Here is a 17,584-nt window from a genome sequence, read left to right as displayed (position 1 = left end):
TGCCGCCCCCGCTCAGCTGTCCCGGTCGGCGGGCCGCACGCCTGCGGCGTCGGCCCGCTCGGCACTCGATGCCGTCGCATCGTCCGGCGACTCGTCGTCGGTCGACGAGCCGGCGACGGGTGCCGCGGCACCGAGCGGCTCGCCGCCCGGGCGGGAGTCCTGATCGGTGGCCGGCTCCGGCGGTATGACGCCGGTGTCCTGCCAGGCGGCGTACTGCTCCTCGCTGACCACCCGGTAGCCCTCCGGCGCGGTGGCCCGCGCGGGGGTCTCCCGCTCGGAGAGGTCGACCTGGGACAGGTCGGAGGTGGGCGGGGTCGGCGTCGCCGCCGCGCCGAGCGGGATCAGGTAGTCGCGAGGGCCGCGCACCCGGACGAAGTAGATCAACGCGCCGAGGAAGACCAGGGCGGCGGTCCAGACGTTGAGTCGGACCCCGAGAATCTGGTTGGCCTCGTCGGTGCGCATCAGCTCGATCCAGAACCGGCCGGCGGTGTAGCCCATCACGTAGAGCGCGAACGCCCGGCCGCGGCCCAGCTTCAGCCGGCGGTCGAGGACGAGGACCAGGGCGACGACGCCGAGGTTCCACAGCGCCTCGTAGAGGAACGTCGGCTGGTAGAGGCCCGGTTCGAGGATCGGCTGCCCGGCGTCGTCACGCAGCGCGTGCCCCGGGTTATCCGGATCCATCCGGTGGATCTCGAGGCCCCACGGGAGGGTGGTGCGGCCACCGAACAGCTCGTTGTTGAACCAGTTGCCGACCCGGCCGACCGCCTGGGCCAGCGCCAGGCCGGGTGCCACCGCGTCGGCCACCACCCCGAACGGGATGCCGAGCTGGCGGGCGGCGATGTACGCACCGACCGCGCCACCGGCGACGGCGCCCCAGATGCCGAGACCGCCCTCCCAGATGGCGAACGCCTTCATCGGATCACCACCGGTGCCGAAGTATTTCTCCGGTGAGGTGACGACGTGGTAGATCCGGGCACCGATGATGCCCGCCGGCACCGCCCAGACGGCGATGTCGAGCACCGCGCCGGGCGCGACGCCGCGCTGCCGCAGCCGGCGCTCCGTCACCCAGCAGGCCAGCACGATGCCGGCGATGATGCAGAGCGCGTACGCCCGGATCGGCACCGGCCCGAGTTGCCAGACCGCGGTGCTGGGACTGGGCAGGGCCGCCTGGGGGGACAGCGAGGCGAGGGTCACGGGTGCACACGCTACCGCTGCACACCCCCGTAGCGGCACCCCGGGCCGCTGGGGCGCGCATTTCGGTGACTTCTGGTTTGCACCGCCGTACGCTCTTTGTCCATGAGCGCGCTCACCTGGGCGGTCGCCGCGGTCGTCACCGACGACACCGGCCGGGTGCTGCTCTGCCGGCAGGGCCGGGGTGAGCGCCGCCACGCGCTACCCGGTGGACGGCTGCGCCCGGCCGAGAGCCCGACGCAGGCGGCCCTGCGCGACATCCGCGCCGAGACCGGCTGGGAGATCGAGCTTGTCGACCTGGTGGGCCTCTACCACCTGACCGGTCCGCCGAGGCAAACCCCGGCCGGACGCGCCGGACCGCTGCCGGACGTCCTCGTACACGTGTTTCGAGCCCGCGCGGTCGACGTTCGACCGACCGCCGACCCACTGCCGGGTTGCCGCCTGTCCTGGCACACACCCGCCGCGCTGCCCGAGGCGGCCACCCCACTCACCCGGGCCGCGGTCGGCGACGCGACCGCCGGCCGCTCCGGCACCCTCCGGCGCGTCCTCCGGACGCCCGACACCTTCGACCCCGCGCCGCCGGTCGCGCCCCATCCCGCCGGGCAAGGCCAGCCGGCGGCAACGAACCAGCCCACCGGGGCAGGCCAGCCGGCGGGAACGAACCAGCCGACCGGGGCAGGCCAGCAGACCGCTGACCAGGACGGGCGGCCGGGCGCTGGCCAGCCGCCGGAGCAGCGTGGCGAGGCGTCCACGGACCCGTCCCTCCTGCCCTGACGGAGCACCGGCCCGAGACCGAACCTGTGCTGGACGCGCCCGGCGAGCGCCGCGCGAACAGCGGAGCGGCAGCTCAGCGGGTGGGGTTGTGGACGCCCTCGGCCAGCTCGGCGCTGAGGGTGCGCAGGGCGGCCAGCCCGTCGGCCTCGGTGGGCGCGTCGAGCAGACAGCGGATCAGCGCGCTGCCGACGATCACCCCGTCGGCGTACCCGGCGACGGTGGCGGCCTGCGCACCGGTGCCCACGCCCAGGCCGACACCCACGGGCAGGTCGGTGACCTCCCGGACGCGGGAGACAAGCGTCGGGGCGGCATCGGAGGTACGCGTCCGGGCGCCCGTCACACCCATGACCGCTGTCGCGTAGACGAAGCCACGGCAGTGCTGCACGGTCATCGCCAGCCGCGCGTCGGTGGACGACGGTGACACCAGGAACGTGCGGTCCAGCCCGTGTGCGTCCGAGGCGGCCAACCACTCGGCCGCCTCGTCGGGAATGAGGTCGGGGGTGATCAGACCGGTGCCACCGGCGGCGGCGAGGTCACGGGCGAACACGTCCACGCCGTACCGCTCGACCGGGTTCCAGTAGGTCATGGTGACCACCGGAGCGCCGGTGGCCGCCACGGCCTCGACGATGCGCAGAGTGTCCGCGGTGCGGACGCCGCCGGCCAGCGCGATGTCACTGGCCTTCTGGATCACCGGGCCGTCCATCACCGGGTCGGAGTAGGGGATCTCCACCTCGATGACGTCGACGCCGGCCTCGACCATGGCGGTCATCGCGGCGATGCTGCCCTCGACGGTCGGGAACCCGGCCGGCATGCAGCCGACCAGCAGTGCCCGCCCGTCGGCGCGGGCCTTGTCGAAGGCCACCCCGATCCGGCTCATCTCACCGCTCCTTGTCGAGGATGCCGAAGTAGTCGCCGGCGGTGTGCACGTCCTTGTCGCCCCGCCCGGACAGGTTGACCACGATGGTCGGCTCCCGGCCCAGCTCGGCGGCGAGCTTCGGGGCCAGCGCGACGGTGCCGGCCAGCGCGTGGGCGCTCTCGATCGCCGGGATGATCCCCTCGGTACGGCAGAGCAGCTCGAACGCGGCCATCGCCTCGTCGTCGGTGACCGGCAGGTAGCTCGCCCGGCCGGTGTCGTGCAGCCAGGCGTGCTCGGGCCCGACGCCCGGGTAGTCCAGGCCGGCGGAGATCGAGTGCGACTCCAGCGTCTGCCCGTCGGCGTCCTGCAGCACGTAGGTACGTGTGCCGTGCAGTACGCCCGCGGACCCGCCGGTGATGCTCGCCGCGTGCCGACCGGTGGCCACCCCGTCGCCGCCGGCCTCGAAGCCGTACAACCGCACGGCCTCGTCACCGACGAACGCGTGGAAGACGCCCAACGCGTTGGAGCCGCCGCCCACGCAGGCGGTGACCGCGTCCGGCAACGCGCCGGTGAGGTCGAGGCACTGCTGGCGGGCCTCGTCACCGATGCCCCGGACGAAATCGCGGACCATCGCCGGGAACGGGTGCGGACCGGCGGCGGTGCCGATCAGGTAGTGCGTCTCGTCGACGTTGGCCACCCAGTCGCGCATCGCCTCGTTCATCGCGTCCTTGAGGGTGCGCGAGCCGTTGGTGACCGGAACGACCGTGGCACCGAGCATCCGCATCCGGGCCACGTTGAGAGCCTGCCGCTCGGTGTCGACCTGGCCCATGTAGACCACGCACTCCAGGTCGAACAGGGCGGCGGCGGTCGCGGTGGCCACCCCGTGCTGGCCGGCACCGGTCTCGGCGATCACCCGGGTCTTGCCCATCCGCTTGGTGAGCAGCGCCTGACCGAGCACGTTGCGCACCTTGTGCGCGCCGGTGTGGTTGAGGTCCTCGCGCTTGAGCAGCACCCGCGCACCGATCTTCGCGGAGAACCGCCGGGCTTCGTAGAGCAGCGACGGCGTGCCCGCGTAGTCACGCAGCAGCGCGTCGAACTCGGCCCGGAAGGACTCGTCGGTCATCGCCGTACGCCACGCCCCGTCGAGCTCGTCCAGCGCGGCCACCAGGGCCTCGGGAACGAACCGACCGCCGAAGCGGCCGAAGTGGCCGGCGGAGTCGGGCTGCGGGCCGGCCTGCGGGGCCAGCGCGTCGGCGCTCATCGGAAATCCTCTCGGTGGGGCGGCACTCCGGTGCGGGGTCAGCGCACCGGCCGGGGCGTTGCCGGATGGTTGCCCGCGTTGACGAGCTCGGCGACCGCCTCGCGGGGGCTCTTCTGCGTGACCAGGCCCTCGCCCACGAGGACCGCGTCGGCGCCCGCGGAGGCGTACCGGATCAGGTCGTGCGGGCCACGAACGCCGGATTCGGCGATCTTGACAACACTGCTGGGCAGGCCGGGCGCGATCCGCTCGAAAACGGACCTGTCGACCTCCAGGGTACGAAGGTCACGGGCGTTGACCCCGATCACCTGCGCGCCCGCCTCCAGAGCACGGTCGGCCTCTTCCTCGTCGTGCACCTCGACCAGCGCGGTCATGCCCAGCGACTCGATCCGCTCCAGCAGGCCCATCAGCACGTTCTGCTCCAGCGCGGCGACGATCAGCAGGACCAGGTCGGCGCCGTGCGCGCGTGCCTCGTGCACCTGGTAGCTGGAGACCACGAAGTCCTTGCGCAACACCGGCACGCTCACCGCGGCGCGGACGGCCGCCAGGTCGTCAAGTGAACCGCCGAACCAACGCCCCTCGGTCAGCACGCTGATCGCCCGCGCCCCACCGGCGGCGTAGTCGACCGCCAGGTCGGCCGGATCGGCGATCTCGGCCAGCCGCCCCTTGGACGGCGACGAGCGCTTCACCTCGGCGATCACGGCCACGCCGGGCTTACGCAGCGCCGCGTACGCGTCCAGTGGCGGCGGTGCCGCCGCGGCCAGTTCACGGATCCGCTCCAGCGGAACCTGCTCCTGGCGTCGGGCGACGTCCTCACGCACGCCGGCCAGAATCTCGTCGAGCACGCTTACGGACGCTGCCTGACCGGCCTCGTCCCCCTCCGCGTGCGCATGCTCAGCAGTCACCAACGGACTCCCCTCTCCGGGCGTCATGGGCCGATGCTAGGGGCAGCCGACCGACGCCGAATGCCGGGGGTATGGCGCTGCTCACGAAAAGGGCTGCGGCATAATGGCCGACTTGCCGTGAAGGGTGTGTCACTCAGCGCCACCTCCCGTATCGACAATCGCCACGCGGTATGGAGCCTGGCGGCCGCGGTCAGACCGTGCCGTCGCATCGATCATGCCACCAGTTGCCGACCGGCGCCCGACGACAACGGCGTTGATCGATGTTGTGAGCAAGGTCAAGGCCGAATGGACGGGCCCTGGTCACGACCGGGGCGGGACAGTTGACCGGGCGGTCACGACGGCGAAACGTCAGCCGGCCAGCATCGTCCTCGGGCAGACTCGATGGCGCGCCTGCCCCGACCGTCGCAACCCCTCGTGCGAGGTGACCATGAGCATGTCCGAGCCGCAAGCGACCATCGGCCTGACGACCATCTCGCGGACTGTGGCGTCGCTCGCCGTCGGGGTGGTGCACACCCTGGAGCGGGCCGTGGTGGGCGAGGGACGGATGCGCACCGCGCGGGGCAACGCCTGGGAGGCGGTCTGCGCCGACCGGGCCCGCGCCGACCAGCGCGCCGAACTGAACCGCATGGTGGCCGAGCTGACCGCCGCCCGCGCCGCCAGTCACCGCCCGCAGCGGGACCGTCAGCCGGTCGGCTGACAGCCCCACCGAAGGTACGAGCCGTCGCGTCAGTCGGCCGTCGGGTCCTCACCCCGGTCCAGCGCATCCCACGCCTCGGTGGTCCGCCGCCCGGCCATCGGGGTGGACGACTCCGGTGCGCCCGCCGGGGCGGATGCGGCCTCCCGAGCGGTCCGTGCCGGCCGCTCGTACCGGGCGCCCATCGCCGGCCAACCGCCACCGCGCGACGCCGTCCAGAAACCGCCCACGGCGGCCAACAGACCACCGAGCAGGCAGAGCGCCGGCCACTGCCGGCTCACCGAGCCCTCGACGTCGACAACCAGCCCGTACCCCCCGCCGGCCGCCACGGCCAGGGCGAGCACGCCGAGCAGCGCGCCGAGCACCCGCCGCAGCCGGCCCCGGGTAGCCAGCACCGCGCCACCGCCGGCCACCGTCACCAGGGCCAACGCCGGCAGCCAGGGCAGCAGCCCGGCACCGCTGTGGGTGTCCCGTACCGGCGGCAGCGGCGCCGGACGCGCGGTCAGCTCCACCGACCAGATCCGCGTCGCGGCCCACAGCGCCAGGCCCGCGCCGACCAGACAGAGCACCACGGCGTACGTCAACTCGCGCCGGCCCCCGGCGGACCGCTCGCCGGCACTCACCGGACCAGCCTCTCGCTCGCGCCCCCGGGGCCCCGCCGCGCCGCACCCCTCGCGCTCACCCGCGCCAGCCTTCCGCTCGCGACCGCGGGGCTCCGCCGCGCCGCACCCCTCGCGCTCACCCGCGCCAGCCTTCCGCTCGCGACCGCGGGGCTCCGCTGCGCCGCACCCCTCGCGCTCACCCGCGCCAGCCTTCCGCTCGCGACCGCGGGGCTCCGCTGCGCCGCACTCCTCGCGCTCACCGGGCGGGCCGTAATGTCTCGGCGGCCGCGATCGCCGCCAGCACGGCGGCGGCCTTGTTCCGCGTCTCCTGGTCCTCGGCGGCCGGGTCCGAGTCGGCCACCACCCCGGCCCCGGCCTGCACGTAGGCGCGGCCGTCGCGGATGAGCGCGGTCCGGATGGCGATCGCCATGTCCAGGTCGCCGCCGAAGCCGAAGTAGCCCACCGTGCCGCCGTAGAGGCCGCGGCGCACCGGCTCCAACTCCTCGATGATCTCCATGGCGCGCACCTTCGGCGCACCGGAGAGGGTCCCGGCCGGGAAGGTCGCGGCGAGCGCGTCGAACGCGCTCTGGTCGTCACGCAGCGTGCCGGTGACGGTGGAGACGATGTGCATGACGTGGCTGTACCGCTCGATGGTGGCGAACTCGGGCACCTCCACGCTGCCGGGCTGACACACCCGGCCCAGGTCGTTACGGCCGAGGTCGACAAGCATCACGTGCTCGGCGCGTTCCTTCGGGTCGGCGAGCAGCTCCGCGGCGAGCACGGCGTCGGCGGCGGGGGTGCCGCCGCGCGGCCGGGTGCCGGCGATCGGGTGCAGCAACGCCCGACGCCGCCCGTCCGCGCCGCCGGTCACCTTCAGGTGTGCCTCCGGGGACGAGCCGACGATGTCGAACCCGTCGAAGCGCAGCAGGTACATGTACGGGCTGGGGTTGCTGGTGCGCAGCACCCGGTAGACGTCCAGTGGGTCGGCGTGCGTCGACCGTTCGAAGCGCTGGGAGAGCACGATCTGGAAGCACTCCCCGGCCCGGATCGCCTCCTTGGCGGCCTCCACCGCCTTCGGGTAGCCGCCGTCGGGCGTACGGCAGAGCACCTCCCCGGCCGGCGGACGCTCGACGGTGGAGATCATCGGCGGGATGGGCCGGGACAGTGCCGTGGTCATCGCGTCCAGTCGGCCCACCGCGTGGTGGTACGCGGCGGCGACCTGCGGGGCGCGGTCCGGGGCGTCCAGCGGCGGCAGCACCGCGTTGGCGACCAGGATCGCCGAGCCCTCGTAGTGGTCGAGCACCACCAGGTCGGTGGCGAGCATCATGCCCAGCTCCGGCACGCCGAGATCGTCCTCGGTCAGGTCGGGCAGCCGCTCGAAGCGGCGGACCAGGTCGTAGCCGAGGTAGCCGACCATGCCCCCGGTCAACGGCGGCAGGTCGTCGGAGGGATCACCCACCGGGCCGGCGAGCGCCGCCACCGTCTCCCGCAGCACCCGCACCGGGTCACCCCCGGTGGGCAACCCGGCCGGCGGCTGGCCGAGCCAGGTCGCCACGCCGTCGCGTTCGACAAGGGTCGCGCTGCTGCGTACGCCGATGAACGAGTATCGCGACCAGGCCAGGCCGGCCGAGCCGACGCCCTGCTCGGCCGATTCGAGCAGGAAGGTGCCCGGCCCACCGGCCAGCTTCCGGTAGACCCCGACCGGGGTCTCCGCGTCGGCCAGGAGCCGTCGGGTGACCGGCACCACCCGCCAGTCGGCGGCCAGGTCGCCGAAGGTGGACAGGTCGGGGCTGACGGTGCCGTCGGTCATGGCTGGGTCTGCCTTTCGTTCGCGACTACGGGGCTCCGCCGCACCGTGCTGCGAGCGCTCACCGTGCCTCCGGGGCGGTGACGGGCAACTCGGTGAAGAAGCAGGTCCGGTGCCCGGTGTGGCAGGCGGCACCGACCTGGTCCACGCTGACCAGCAGGGCATCCCCGTCGCAGTCCAGTGCGACCGAGCGGACGTACTGGTGGTGCCCGGAGGTGGCCCCCTTGACCCAGTATTCTCGTCGACTGCGCGACCAGTAGGTGGCCCGGCCGGTGGTGAGGGTGCGGTGCAGCGCCTCGTCGTCCATCCAGGCGACCATCAGCACCTCGCCGGAGTCGTGCGCGCGGACCACCGCGGCGACCAGACCGTCGGCGGTGCGACGCAGCCGGGCCGCGATGGCCGCGTCGAGTCGGGACGGGCGAGCCGGTGCGGCTGTCACCGGGTCGCTCGGATCGCTGGGGACGCCGGTCGCCGGCGCATCAGGTACGGACACAGTGACCAAGTGTCCCGCACGGGGTGCGGGTACCGGCGCCCGCTCCCGGCGGTGCTGCGGCGCGGGCCCGTCGGGCCGGGCCAGCTGGGCCACGTACCGCTCCAGCCGCCCGTCGACCAGGGCGGCGGCCAGGTCCGCGCCGGCCACCTCGGCGATCTCCTCGGCGTACGGCCGGATCAACGGCAGCGTGCCGGCGACCAGCCGTGCGGCGGCGGCCCAGAGCTGGCCGGTCGTGCCCGGGCGCAGCCCGAGGCAGAGCAGCATGTCCGCCCGGTAACCGGGTGGGGCCACCGGCAGGTCCAGGGCCGCCGCGAAGGCCGCCCGTCGGGAGTGGACCCGCACCGACGGATTGGCCGGGCGCAGCACCGATGGGCAGAGGCGGGCCAGGTCGGCGACGGCGAGCCGGACCCCGAGGCGGTCGTGGGCCGACCGGGCGGCTGCCGCCTTACCCAGCGTGGCGATCAGCTCTTCGAGTCGGGGTGGCTCGGCGGGTTGGCAGAGCACCGGCAGGTCGATCCGGGGCCGCCAGTGCGGGTCGGCCCAGAGCAGCCGCGCCGGCGCGGTGACCGGCAGCCCGAACGCCCAGTCGGCCGGTTCGCCGAGCCGGTGCACCCAGGAGCGGACGTCGCGGGCGGCCACCGAGACGTGGGTGACCCGGCCTGCGGTTTCGGCCAGGTACGCCCGTCGCTCGGCATACGGCGCGCCGCCGACCAACACGTCGAGGTCGACGTCACTGTGCGCGGTGGCGGCGCGGCGGGCGTGGCTGCCGCGCAGCAGGATGCCGACGACCGGCCGCTCGACGGTCTGCCGCAACCGTGCGGCCCAGTCCTCAAGAAAACCGCTATCCGGTAACGGAGCGTGACCCACGGCGCCATCGTGCCGTACGCCCCATCGGTGCGCAATGCCCGTTGGCGGACTCCGTGTCCGGTCCGAAGCCTACTGCCCGTTCTCGCGCTCGGCGCAGAGCCGGCAACCGTTCACCGATTCGGGCGTTGCACCGGGAGCTGTATTTCATCTAGCGTTGAGTTCAACAGGTGATGAGTTTCTTCGGAGGTGTGTGATGGACGACGCGATAGCCGTCCGCGACCTGGTCGTGGACCGAGGCGGACGGCGGGTGCTGGACCGCATCAGCTGCCGCATCCCGCGCGGTGCCGTGACGGGGCTGCTCGGCCCCAGCGGCAGCGGCAAGACCACGTTCATGCGTGCCGTGGTCGGGGTGCAGGTGGTCAGCGGCGGGACGGTCACCGTGCTCGGTCATCCGGCGGGCACCCCGGCGCTGCGGCACCAGGTGGGCTACCTGACCCAGGCGCCGAGCGTCTACGCCGACCTGACCGTCCGGGAGAACGCCCGCTACTTCGCGGCCCTCTACGGGCGAGGGCGGGCCGAGGCCGACCGGGCGATCGGCGATGTCGGGCTGACCGAGGCGGCCGGCCAACTGGTCGCCACCCTCTCCGGCGGTCAACGCAGCCGGGCCTCGCTGGCCTGCGCCCTGGTCGGGGAGCCGGAGCTGGTCATCCTCGACGAGCCGACCGTCGGTCAGGATCCGGTGCTGCGGGCCGACCTGTGGGCCCGGTTCCACGCGATGGCCGCCGCGGGCACCACCCTGCTGGTGTCCAGCCACGTGATGGACGAGGCGGCCCGCTGCGACCGGTTGCTGCTGATCCGCCAGGGGCGGCTGATCGCCGACGACAGCCCGGCCGCCGTCCGCGCCACCGCCGGTGTGGACGACCTCGACGAGGCGTTCCTGCGCCTCATCCGGGCCGCCGAGTCGGGCCCGACCACCACCGCCACGACGGCCGGACAGGAGCAGTCATGAACGCCCGGATCCTGGCGGCCACCACCGGCCGCATCCTGCGCCAACTCCGGCACGACCGGCGCACCATCGCGCTGCTCGTGGTGGTGCCGGCCGCCCTGCTCACCCTCATCCACTTCATGTACGCCGACCAGCCGACCCCACCCGGGCAACCCAGGACGTTCGACCGGGTCGCGCTGGTGCTGCTGGGCATCTTCCCCTTCGTGATCATGTTCCTGGTGACCAGCATCGCGATGCTCCGCGAGCGCACCTCCGGCACCCTGGAGCGCCTGCTCACCACGCCGCTGGGCAAGCTCGACCTGCTCTTCGGGTACGGCATCGCGTTCGGCCTGGCCGCCGCCGTGCAGGCCACGGTCGCCGCCGGTGTGGCGTACTGGATCTTCGATCTGGACACCGCCGGCAGCATCGGGCTGGTGATCGGGATCGCGGTCGTCGACGCCGTGCTCGGCGTCGCCCTCGGGCTGCTGTGCAGCGCCTTCGCCCGCACCGAGTTCCAGGCAGTACAGTTCCTGCCAGTCGTGGTGATCCCCCAACTGCTGCTCTGCGGGCTGTTCGTGGCCCGCGACGAGATGGCCGGTTGGCTCCAGGCGCTCAGTGACGCCTTCCCCCTGTCGTACGCCATCGAGGCGTTGCAGGAGGTCGGCGCCCACGCCGAGCCGACCGGCACAATGTGGCGGGACGCGGCGGTGGTGCTCGGCGCGGTGGTGCTGGCGCTGGTGCTCGCGGCCGCAACCCTGCGCCGGCGCAGCGGCTGACAGCCCCGCACCGGCGTGGCGGTTGGCAGCCCCGCACCGGCGTGGCGGTTGGCAGCCCCGCACCGGCGTGGCGGGTGACGCGCCGCGATTGGCACCGGCGGGCGACTGCGCCCGCACGTGCGGCGCAGCGGTTGGCGCACGCGGGGCGCAGCGGCGGGGCTGCACGGGACGACCGGGCCCACGGCGGGCCCAGGTGGACGAACGAGGGGCGGCGATGACGCGGCGAACCGGCCGGCGGCCCGGCAACCCGGGCACCCGGGAGGCGATTCTCGACGCGGCGCGGACGGCGTTCGCCGACCGCGGCTTCGACGCCGCCTCGATCCGCGCCATCGCCGGCGCGGCGGAGGTCGATCCGGCGCTGGTGCACCATTACTTCGGCAGCAAGGACCAACTCTTCCGGGCCGCGATGGACTTTCCGTTCGACCCCGGTCAGCTGGTGCCGAAGGTGCTCACCGGCGACCGGGACGGCGCCGGCGAGCGGATGGTGCGCGTCTTCCTCGGCGTCTGGGATTCCCCGACCGGCAGCGCCGCGCAGGCGCTGCTGCGCTCCGCGGTGAGCAACGAGTGGACCGCCCGGCTGCTGCGCGAGTTCGTCACCACCCAGGTGCTACGCCGGGTGTTGGAGAACTTCGACGTCGATCCGGCCGAGCTACCGCTGCGCGGCTCCCTGGTGGCCACCCAGATGATCGGCCTGGCCATGATGCGGCACGTGGTGCGCCTTGAGCCGGTCGCCTCGGCAGACCCGGAAACCCTGGTGGCCGCGATCGGACCCACGATCCAGCGTTACCTCACCGGCCCCCTGCCAAGCTAACCCAACCCCGCGCCCGCGCCGATCGAGCACTTTCCGCCCCCACGAAAGACGCGAAACGGGACGCACCAGCGACCGAAGGCGCAAGATCGGGGCGGGTCGGGCGCGAGAGGGCTGTCAGCGCGGGGGCTGGGTGTTGGCCGGGAGGCGCAGCGGGGGCAGCAGGCGTGACAGGTCGGCCGGGTCGGCCACCGGGTCGGGGAACGCCAACCGGATCCGGCGGCGGGCGCCGGGGCGGCCGAGGGCGACCACCAGGCCGTAGCGGTCGATGCGTACCACCCGGGGTGGCCCGTCGGTGCTCTGGTCGGTCAGGCCGAGCTGCCGGCGCAGGTACTCGGTCACCTGGGCACCGCCGCGCTCGGCGAGGTCGGCGAGCAGGCGCGCCTCGACCGGGTGCACCGGGTCCGGCTCTGCTTCCGCGTACTCCCCCGGGTCGACCCGGTGCACGACGCCGGCCCGCTCCCAGCGGACCTCGATCACCTCGAAGCGGAACAGCCGGAACCGGGTGCCCAGGTCGAGCAGGTCCCCGGTCGGCTCCACCGCCGCGAAGTCGAGCGCCGCCTGGCGGGCCTCGTCGCCGTGCAGCTCGCCCGCCCAGCCGGAGACCCAGGCCCGACCCAGGCCGGGCGCGCCGGCCGCGGGTGGCAGGTCGAGCACGTCGAGCACCACCGCGATGTCGCTGGTCCCGGGGACCGGCTGTAGTGCGGCGGCCAGGTGGCTGGCCACCGGCACCAGCAGCAGCACCCGGCCGTCCGGGTCGGTCACGTGCCGGGCGTGGTGCGGGCTCGGCCGATGGGCGAGATGGACGAGGCCGGGCAGCCGACCGGCGACGAGGGTACGGACGATCTCGGCGGGGTTGGGCCGCATGGGCGCGACCTCCTTCGAAGGTTAGCCTTACCTAAGCCGGAGCCTAGAGCACTCGACCGTCGGCGTCCACCGCCCCCGCACACATCGTTACCGGGTCTGTTCCAGCCAGGAGGCGTAGAGCAGGCCGTAGACCGAGTCGGCGTCACGGACCAGCTCGTCGTGCGGGCCGCGCTGCACCACCCGGCCCCGGTCCACCACGATCACCTCGTCGGCGGCCTGCGCCGTGGAGAGCCGGTGCGCGATCGCGAGGGTGGTCCGCCCCCTGGTGACCGCGTCCAGGGTGCGTTGCAGGCGCACCTCGGTCGCCGGGTCCACCGCGCTTGTCGCCTCGTCCAGCACCAGCAGATCGGGATCGGCCACGTACGCGCGGGCCAGGGCGACCAGCTGCCGCTCACCGACGCTGAGCGCCTCGCCACGCTCCCCGACCGGCGTGTCCAGACCCGCCGGCAGACCCTCCAGCCAGTCCGACAGGCCCAACTCGGTGAAGGCCACGGTCAGCTCCTCGTCGGTCAGCTCCGGCCGGGCGAACCGGACGTTGTCCCCCACCGTCGCGTCGAAGAGGAAGCCGTCCTGCGGCACCATCACCACCCGGGACCGCAGCGAGTCGAACCGCACCTCGGACAGCGGCACCCCGGACAGCAGCACCGCCCCGGCCGACGGGTCCATCAGACGGGTCAGCAACTTGGCGAAGGTGGTCTTGCCGCTGCCGGTCTCACCGACCACCGCCACCCGGCTCTTCGCCGCGATCTCCAGGTCGATGTCGTGCAACACCGGCGGGCCACCCGGATAGGCGAACCGCACACCGGCGAACCGGATGTCCAGCGGCCCGGCCGGCAGCTTCCGCCCCTGCTCCCCCGGGTCGGCCACGTCCGGGGCGACGTCCAGCACATCCAGCACCCGACGCCAGCCGGCGATCGCGTTCTGCGCCTCGTTGAGCACCTCGGTGGCGATCTGCACCGGCTGGATGAAGAGCGTCACCAGGAAGAGGAACGCGGTCAACTGGCCGATCGACAACGTGCCGTCCACACCCAGCGTCACGCCGAGCACCACCACACCGGCCAGTGCCAGCCCGGCGGCCAACTCGCCGACCGAGCTGCCCACGATGCTGATCCGGATCGCCCGCTGCTGCGCCAGACGCTGCGCGTCGATCGCCTCGTCCAACCGCCGCTCGGTGCGCCCCGCGATCCCGTACGCCCGGATCACCGGCGCGCCCACCACGCTCTCGCCGATCGTGCCGAGCAGCGTGCCGGTGCGCTGGCGCACCGTCGCGTACGCCGAGCCCAGCCGGCGTTGCAACTGCCGGATGACGAACACCGCCGGCAGGAACGCGGCCAACACCACGAGGGTCAACTGCCAGGAGTACGCGAGCATGACGGCGGTGGTGACCACCAGCTGACCGAGATTGACCAGCAGGATCACCCCGCCCCACTGGAGGAACTGGGTGATCTGGTCGACGTCGCTGGTGACCCGCGAGACCAGCGAGCCCCGCCGCTCGGACTGCTGGTGCAGCATCGACAGGTCGTGCACGTGCCGGAACGCCCGGGTCCGTACGTTGGCCAGTGCCGTCTCGCTGACCGTGAAGAGCCGGCGCATCATCAGGTAACCGCAGACCGTCGTGATCGCCAGGATCGCGGCGGTGACCGCCACCACCGTCCAGACCACGTCCAGGTTGAGACCACCGACGAGGCCGCGGTCGATGCCCTGCTGCACGGCCACCGGCACGGCCACCCGACCGACCATGTAGACCAACGCCAGGGCCAGGGTGCCGGCCAGGCCGGTCCGCAGCTCCGGCGACAGCGCCAGACCCCGGCGCAGGGTCTGCCAGGTCGTCTCCTCCCGATTGTCCCCGTCCGCCGTCGTCGTCACCGGATCCCGCCTCTCACCCGCGACCGCGGGGCTCCGCTTCGCCGCACTCCTCGCGCTCACCGGCCACGCCTTCCGTTCACGACTGCGGGGCTCCGCTTCGCCGCACTCCTCGCGCTCACCGGCCACGCCTTCCGTTCACGACTGCGGGGCTCCGCTTCGCTGCACTCCTCGCGCTCACCGGTCCACCTCGATTTCCAGGCCCGAGGGCAGCGGCGCGACCTCGTCGCCGTACACGCTCTCCTGCGCCCGTTCGGCCTCCGCCTGCTCGTAGGCGGTGACCAGGTCGACGTAGCCGGGCACGGTGGCCAACAACTCGCTGTGCGTGCCCCGGGCGATCACCCGACCCTGTTCCACGTAGATGACCTCGTCGGCGAGCGCGATGGTGGCCCGGCGGTACGCCACCACCAGGATCGACGCGGCCGGCGCGCCCGGCTGGGCCGTCGACGAGCGCAGCCCGGCCAGGATGGCCGCCTCGACCCGGGGGTCGACAGCGCTCGTCGCGTCGTCGAGCACCAGCAGGCGCGGCCGGCCGGCCAGTGCGCGGGCCAGGGTGAGCCGCTGGCGCTGCCCACCGGAGAGCGAGGTGCCGCGCTCGCCGACCATGGTGTCCAGACCGTCGGGCAGCGCGGCGACGAACCCGTCCGCCTCGGCCAGCCGCAGCGCCGCCCACACCGCCTCGTCGTCGATGCCCGACCGGTCCAGGGCGATGTTCGCGCGGACCGTGTCGTCGAAGACGAACGGCACCTGGGCGACGAGCGCCACCGTGCCGGCCAGCGAGGCGGCGGTCAGCTCACGCACGTCCACCCCGTCCAGGGCGACGGTGCCGGAGTCCGGGTCGACCAGGCGCACCGCCAGCGAGGCGATTGTCGACTTGCCGGCGCCGGTCGGCCCGACCAGGGCCACCGTGCGGCCCGCCGGCACGGTGAAACCGACCTCGCCGAGGACCTGCGCGCCGGTCTGGTGCGCCTCGGCCGGCGGGTAGGAGAAGTGCACGTCGCTGAAGGTGAGGGTGGCCGGGCCGGAGCTGGCCGGGTCGAGCACGCGCTGCCCGTACGGCATCTCGCCGGTGGCGTCGAGCACCCGGCGGACCCGGTCCCAGCCGGCGACGCTGCGCGGCAACTCCGCCAGGACCCACCCGATGGCCCGGACCGGAAAGGCCAGCACGGTGAAGAGGAACGCCACGCTCACCAGCTCGGTCACGCTGATGGCACCCTGGCGCAGCCGGAACGCCCCGACCACCAGCACGGCGAGGGTGCCGAGGCTGGGCAGCGTCTCCAGCAGCGGGTCGAAGACGCCGCGCAGCCGACCGACGGCGATCAGCGAGTCGCGCAGCTCACCGGCGCGGCCCGCGAACCGGGCGGTCTCCTGGGCCTCGCGACCCATCGTCTTGACCACCAGGGCACCGTCGAAGCTCTCGTGGGCGATGCCGCTGACCTCGGCGCGCAGCCGCTGCGCCCGGGCCTGCCGGGGTGCCATCCGGCGGGAGTAGACGACGTTGAGCGCGAACAGCGCGGGGAAGACCGCGAGGCCGACGAGAGCGAGCGCCCAGTCGGTGGCGAAGAGCGACACGATCGCGCCGACCAGCATCACCAACGTGCCAACGGCGAAGGGCAGCGGCGCGATCGGGTACCAGGCTGCCTCCACGTCGGAGTTGGCGTTGGACAGCAGGGTGCCGGTCGAGTTGCGGTGGTGCCAGGACAGCGGCAGCTCCAGGTAGCGGCGGGTGACCCGGCGACGGTAGGAGGCCTGGAGGCGGTACTGCATGTAGCCGGCGCCGAGCCGACGCCCGAAGATGCCCGCCACCCGCAGCACGCTGATCCCGAACAACGCGGCCGCCGCCAGGGCCAGGGTGCCGGCGCCCACCTCGCCGCGCTCGATGGCCGGCAGCGCCACCTCGCCGATGACCGTCCCGACCACCCGGGCGCTGACGATGATCATCCCGCCGAACAGCACGCTGCCGACGACCGCGACCGTGAAGATCCGGGGCTGCTCGCGGATCGCCTGCCGAAGGACTCCCAGCCCTCGGCTGAGCACGTCCCGACTTGTCTTGCTCGCCACGCTCTCCCCCGCCGTAAGCCGCAATTATCTCCCTCATCCTTACCGGTTCGGGCCTGCAGCGCCGACCCGGTCGGGATATGTCGACCATCACGTATCGGACGGCGACGAGCGGGGGGCGCCGGGCCGGCATCCGTCGCGCGCGGCGGCGGGCCACCGGGCCTACGATCGGGCCATGCCGCGGTACGCCCGAGCCGAGCGCGAGGCGCTGGCCGATCTCCTGCTGGCCCTCGGGCCGGACGCCCCGACGATCAACGAGGGGTGGGTGACCCGTGACCTCGCCGCCCACCTGGTGCTGCGGGAACGCCGCCCGGACGCGGCCGGTGGAATCGTGCTGCCGCCGCTGCGCGGCCACGCCGAACGGGTCCGTCGTCGACTCGCCGAGCGGCCCTACCCGGAGCTGGTGGCGCAGGTGCGACGGCCGCCGGTGTGGAGCCCGGTCAGCAATCCCCTGACCGACGAGCTGGCCAACACGATGGAGTTCTTCATCCACCACGAGGACGTACGGCGGGCCGCTGCCGGGTGGCAGCGACGCGACCTGCCCGCCGGCCTGCAGAGCGCCCTGTGGAAGCGGGCCGCCCCGCTGGCCCGACTGGCCCTGCGGCGCTTCCCGGCGGACCTCTACGTGCAGGCACCCGGTCACGGCGAGATCTCCGTGGGTCGTGGCGGCGAACCGCTGCGGCTGGTCGGCGCCCCCGCCGAGCTGGTCCTGTTCCTCTCCGGCCGGCAGCGGGTCGCGAAGGTCCAACTGGACGGGACGACGGAGGCCGCGCGTCGACTGCGTGCCGCCAAGCTGGGCATGTGACTCCCTGAACTTATTCGGTCACAGCAGGGGTGTGG

General features: G+C 73.5%; 16 protein-coding genes and 1 pseudogene. 6 read left to right on the top strand and 11 right to left on the bottom strand.

The window, feature by feature from the left end:
- Nucleotides 1–12: 12 nt before the first annotated feature.
- Nucleotides 13–1,194: a prolipoprotein diacylglyceryl transferase gene (gene lgt, locus ACGFIQ_RS23495; protein WP_393246855.1), complete on the bottom strand. Its 1,182-nt coding sequence runs from the start codon at nucleotides 1,192–1,194 to the stop codon at nucleotides 13–15.
- Between the two features lie 102 nt (nucleotides 1,195–1,296).
- On the opposite strand from lgt, the gene ACGFIQ_RS23490 reads away from it, so the two are divergent.
- The gene (locus ACGFIQ_RS23490; protein WP_393246853.1) at nucleotides 1,297–1,965 is read left to right on the top strand and encodes an NUDIX hydrolase; all 669 of its coding nucleotides are present in this window, start codon (nucleotides 1,297–1,299) and stop codon (nucleotides 1,963–1,965) included.
- Between the two features lie 73 nt (nucleotides 1,966–2,038).
- On the opposite strand, the gene trpA is transcribed toward ACGFIQ_RS23490, so the two are convergent.
- The 3 genes from trpA to trpC are packed head-to-tail and all read right to left on the bottom strand — an operon-like array spanning nucleotide 2,039 to nucleotide 4,924.
- The gene (gene trpA / locus ACGFIQ_RS23485; protein WP_393246851.1) at nucleotides 2,039–2,842 is read right to left on the bottom strand and encodes a tryptophan synthase subunit alpha; all 804 of its coding nucleotides are present in this window, start codon (nucleotides 2,840–2,842) and stop codon (nucleotides 2,039–2,041) included.
- Between the two features lies 1 nt (nucleotide 2,843).
- Entirely contained in the window at nucleotides 2,844–4,082 is a 1,239-nt protein-coding gene (gene trpB / locus ACGFIQ_RS23480; protein WP_393246849.1) for a tryptophan synthase subunit beta, read from the bottom strand.
- A gap of 38 nt (nucleotides 4,083–4,120) precedes the next feature.
- Nucleotides 4,121–4,924 (bottom strand): indole-3-glycerol phosphate synthase TrpC, encoded by an 804-nt coding sequence (gene trpC / locus ACGFIQ_RS23475; RefSeq protein ID WP_355032734.1) that lies wholly within the window; start codon nucleotides 4,922–4,924, stop codon nucleotides 4,121–4,123.
- Nucleotides 4,925–5,411: 487 nt separating this feature from the next.
- Between trpC and ACGFIQ_RS23470 the strand changes: the two genes are divergently transcribed.
- On the top strand, nucleotides 5,412–5,681 hold the full coding sequence (locus tag ACGFIQ_RS23470) for a hypothetical protein (protein WP_393246847.1): 270 nt from the start codon (nucleotides 5,412–5,414) through the stop codon (nucleotides 5,679–5,681).
- 29 nt (nucleotides 5,682–5,710) lie between these two features.
- Here the strand turns inward: ACGFIQ_RS23470 and ACGFIQ_RS23465 are convergent, their stop codons facing one another.
- The 4 genes and pseudogenes from ACGFIQ_RS23465 to ACGFIQ_RS23450 form a co-directional block, all read right to left on the bottom strand.
- Complete coding sequence (locus ACGFIQ_RS23465) at nucleotides 5,711–6,301, bottom strand: Trp biosynthesis-associated membrane protein (RefSeq protein ID WP_393246846.1); 591 nt, start codon at nucleotides 6,299–6,301, stop codon at nucleotides 5,711–5,713.
- A 235-nt stretch (nucleotides 6,302–6,536) separates the two neighbouring features.
- Nucleotides 6,537–8,090, bottom strand: coding sequence for an anthranilate synthase component I (locus ACGFIQ_RS23460; protein ID WP_393246844.1), 1,554 nt, complete (start codon nucleotides 8,088–8,090; stop codon nucleotides 6,537–6,539).
- Nucleotides 8,091–8,148: 58 nt separating this feature from the next.
- Nucleotides 8,149–8,580, bottom strand: a complete 432-nt coding sequence (hisI, locus tag ACGFIQ_RS23455; protein WP_393246992.1) for a phosphoribosyl-AMP cyclohydrolase — start codon at nucleotides 8,578–8,580, stop codon at nucleotides 8,149–8,151.
- 180 nt (nucleotides 8,581–8,760) lie between these two features.
- A pseudogene (locus ACGFIQ_RS23450) lies at nucleotides 8,761–9,084 on the bottom strand (phosphoribosyl-AMP cyclohydrolase); the annotation flags it as partial.
- A 556-nt stretch (nucleotides 9,085–9,640) separates the two neighbouring features.
- Here ACGFIQ_RS23450 and ACGFIQ_RS23445 point away from each other — a divergent pair.
- The 3 genes from ACGFIQ_RS23445 to ACGFIQ_RS23435 all read left to right on the top strand — a co-directional run bounded on the left by ACGFIQ_RS23445 (nucleotide 9,641) and on the right by ACGFIQ_RS23435 (nucleotide 11,959).
- Nucleotides 9,641–10,396 carry an ABC transporter ATP-binding protein gene (locus ACGFIQ_RS23445; protein WP_393246842.1) on the top strand — a complete coding sequence of 252 codons (756 nt, stop codon included), beginning with the start codon at nucleotides 9,641–9,643 and terminating at the stop codon, nucleotides 10,394–10,396.
- The gene (locus tag ACGFIQ_RS23440) at nucleotides 10,393–11,148 is read left to right on the top strand and encodes an ABC transporter permease (RefSeq protein WP_393246840.1); all 756 of its coding nucleotides are present in this window, start codon (nucleotides 10,393–10,395) and stop codon (nucleotides 11,146–11,148) included. Before ACGFIQ_RS23445 ends, ACGFIQ_RS23440 begins: the two co-directional genes overlap by 4 nt.
- Before the next feature lie 214 nt (nucleotides 11,149–11,362).
- Nucleotides 11,363–11,959, top strand: a complete 597-nt coding sequence (locus ACGFIQ_RS23435) for a TetR family transcriptional regulator (protein ID WP_393246838.1) — start codon at nucleotides 11,363–11,365, stop codon at nucleotides 11,957–11,959.
- Nucleotides 11,960–12,073: 114 nt separating this feature from the next.
- Here ACGFIQ_RS23435 and ACGFIQ_RS23430 read toward each other — a convergent pair whose 3' ends face one another.
- The 3 genes from ACGFIQ_RS23430 to ACGFIQ_RS23420 form a co-directional block, all read right to left on the bottom strand.
- Nucleotides 12,074–12,823: a DUF2470 domain-containing protein gene (locus tag ACGFIQ_RS23430; RefSeq protein WP_393246836.1), complete on the bottom strand. Its 750-nt coding sequence runs from the start codon at nucleotides 12,821–12,823 to the stop codon at nucleotides 12,074–12,076.
- Nucleotides 12,824–12,910: 87 nt separating this feature from the next.
- On the bottom strand, nucleotides 12,911–14,689 hold the full coding sequence (locus ACGFIQ_RS23425) for an ABC transporter ATP-binding protein (RefSeq protein ID WP_393246834.1): 1,779 nt from the start codon (nucleotides 14,687–14,689) through the stop codon (nucleotides 12,911–12,913).
- 174 nt (nucleotides 14,690–14,863) lie between these two features.
- Entirely contained in the window at nucleotides 14,864–16,747 is a 1,884-nt protein-coding gene (locus tag ACGFIQ_RS23420) for an ABC transporter ATP-binding protein (RefSeq protein WP_393246832.1), read from the bottom strand.
- A gap of 172 nt (nucleotides 16,748–16,919) precedes the next feature.
- Between ACGFIQ_RS23420 and ACGFIQ_RS23415 the strand changes: the two genes are divergently transcribed.
- Nucleotides 16,920–17,549, top strand: a complete 630-nt coding sequence (locus ACGFIQ_RS23415) for a TIGR03085 family metal-binding protein (protein WP_393246830.1) — start codon at nucleotides 16,920–16,922, stop codon at nucleotides 17,547–17,549.
- Nucleotides 17,550–17,584 lie beyond the last annotated feature (35 nt).

Source organism: Micromonospora sp. NPDC048898, from assembly GCF_043198035.1.
Taxonomy (GTDB): domain Bacteria; phylum Actinomycetota; class Actinomycetes; order Mycobacteriales; family Micromonosporaceae; genus Micromonospora.
This window is presented reverse-complemented; position numbering and strand designations above follow the sequence as displayed.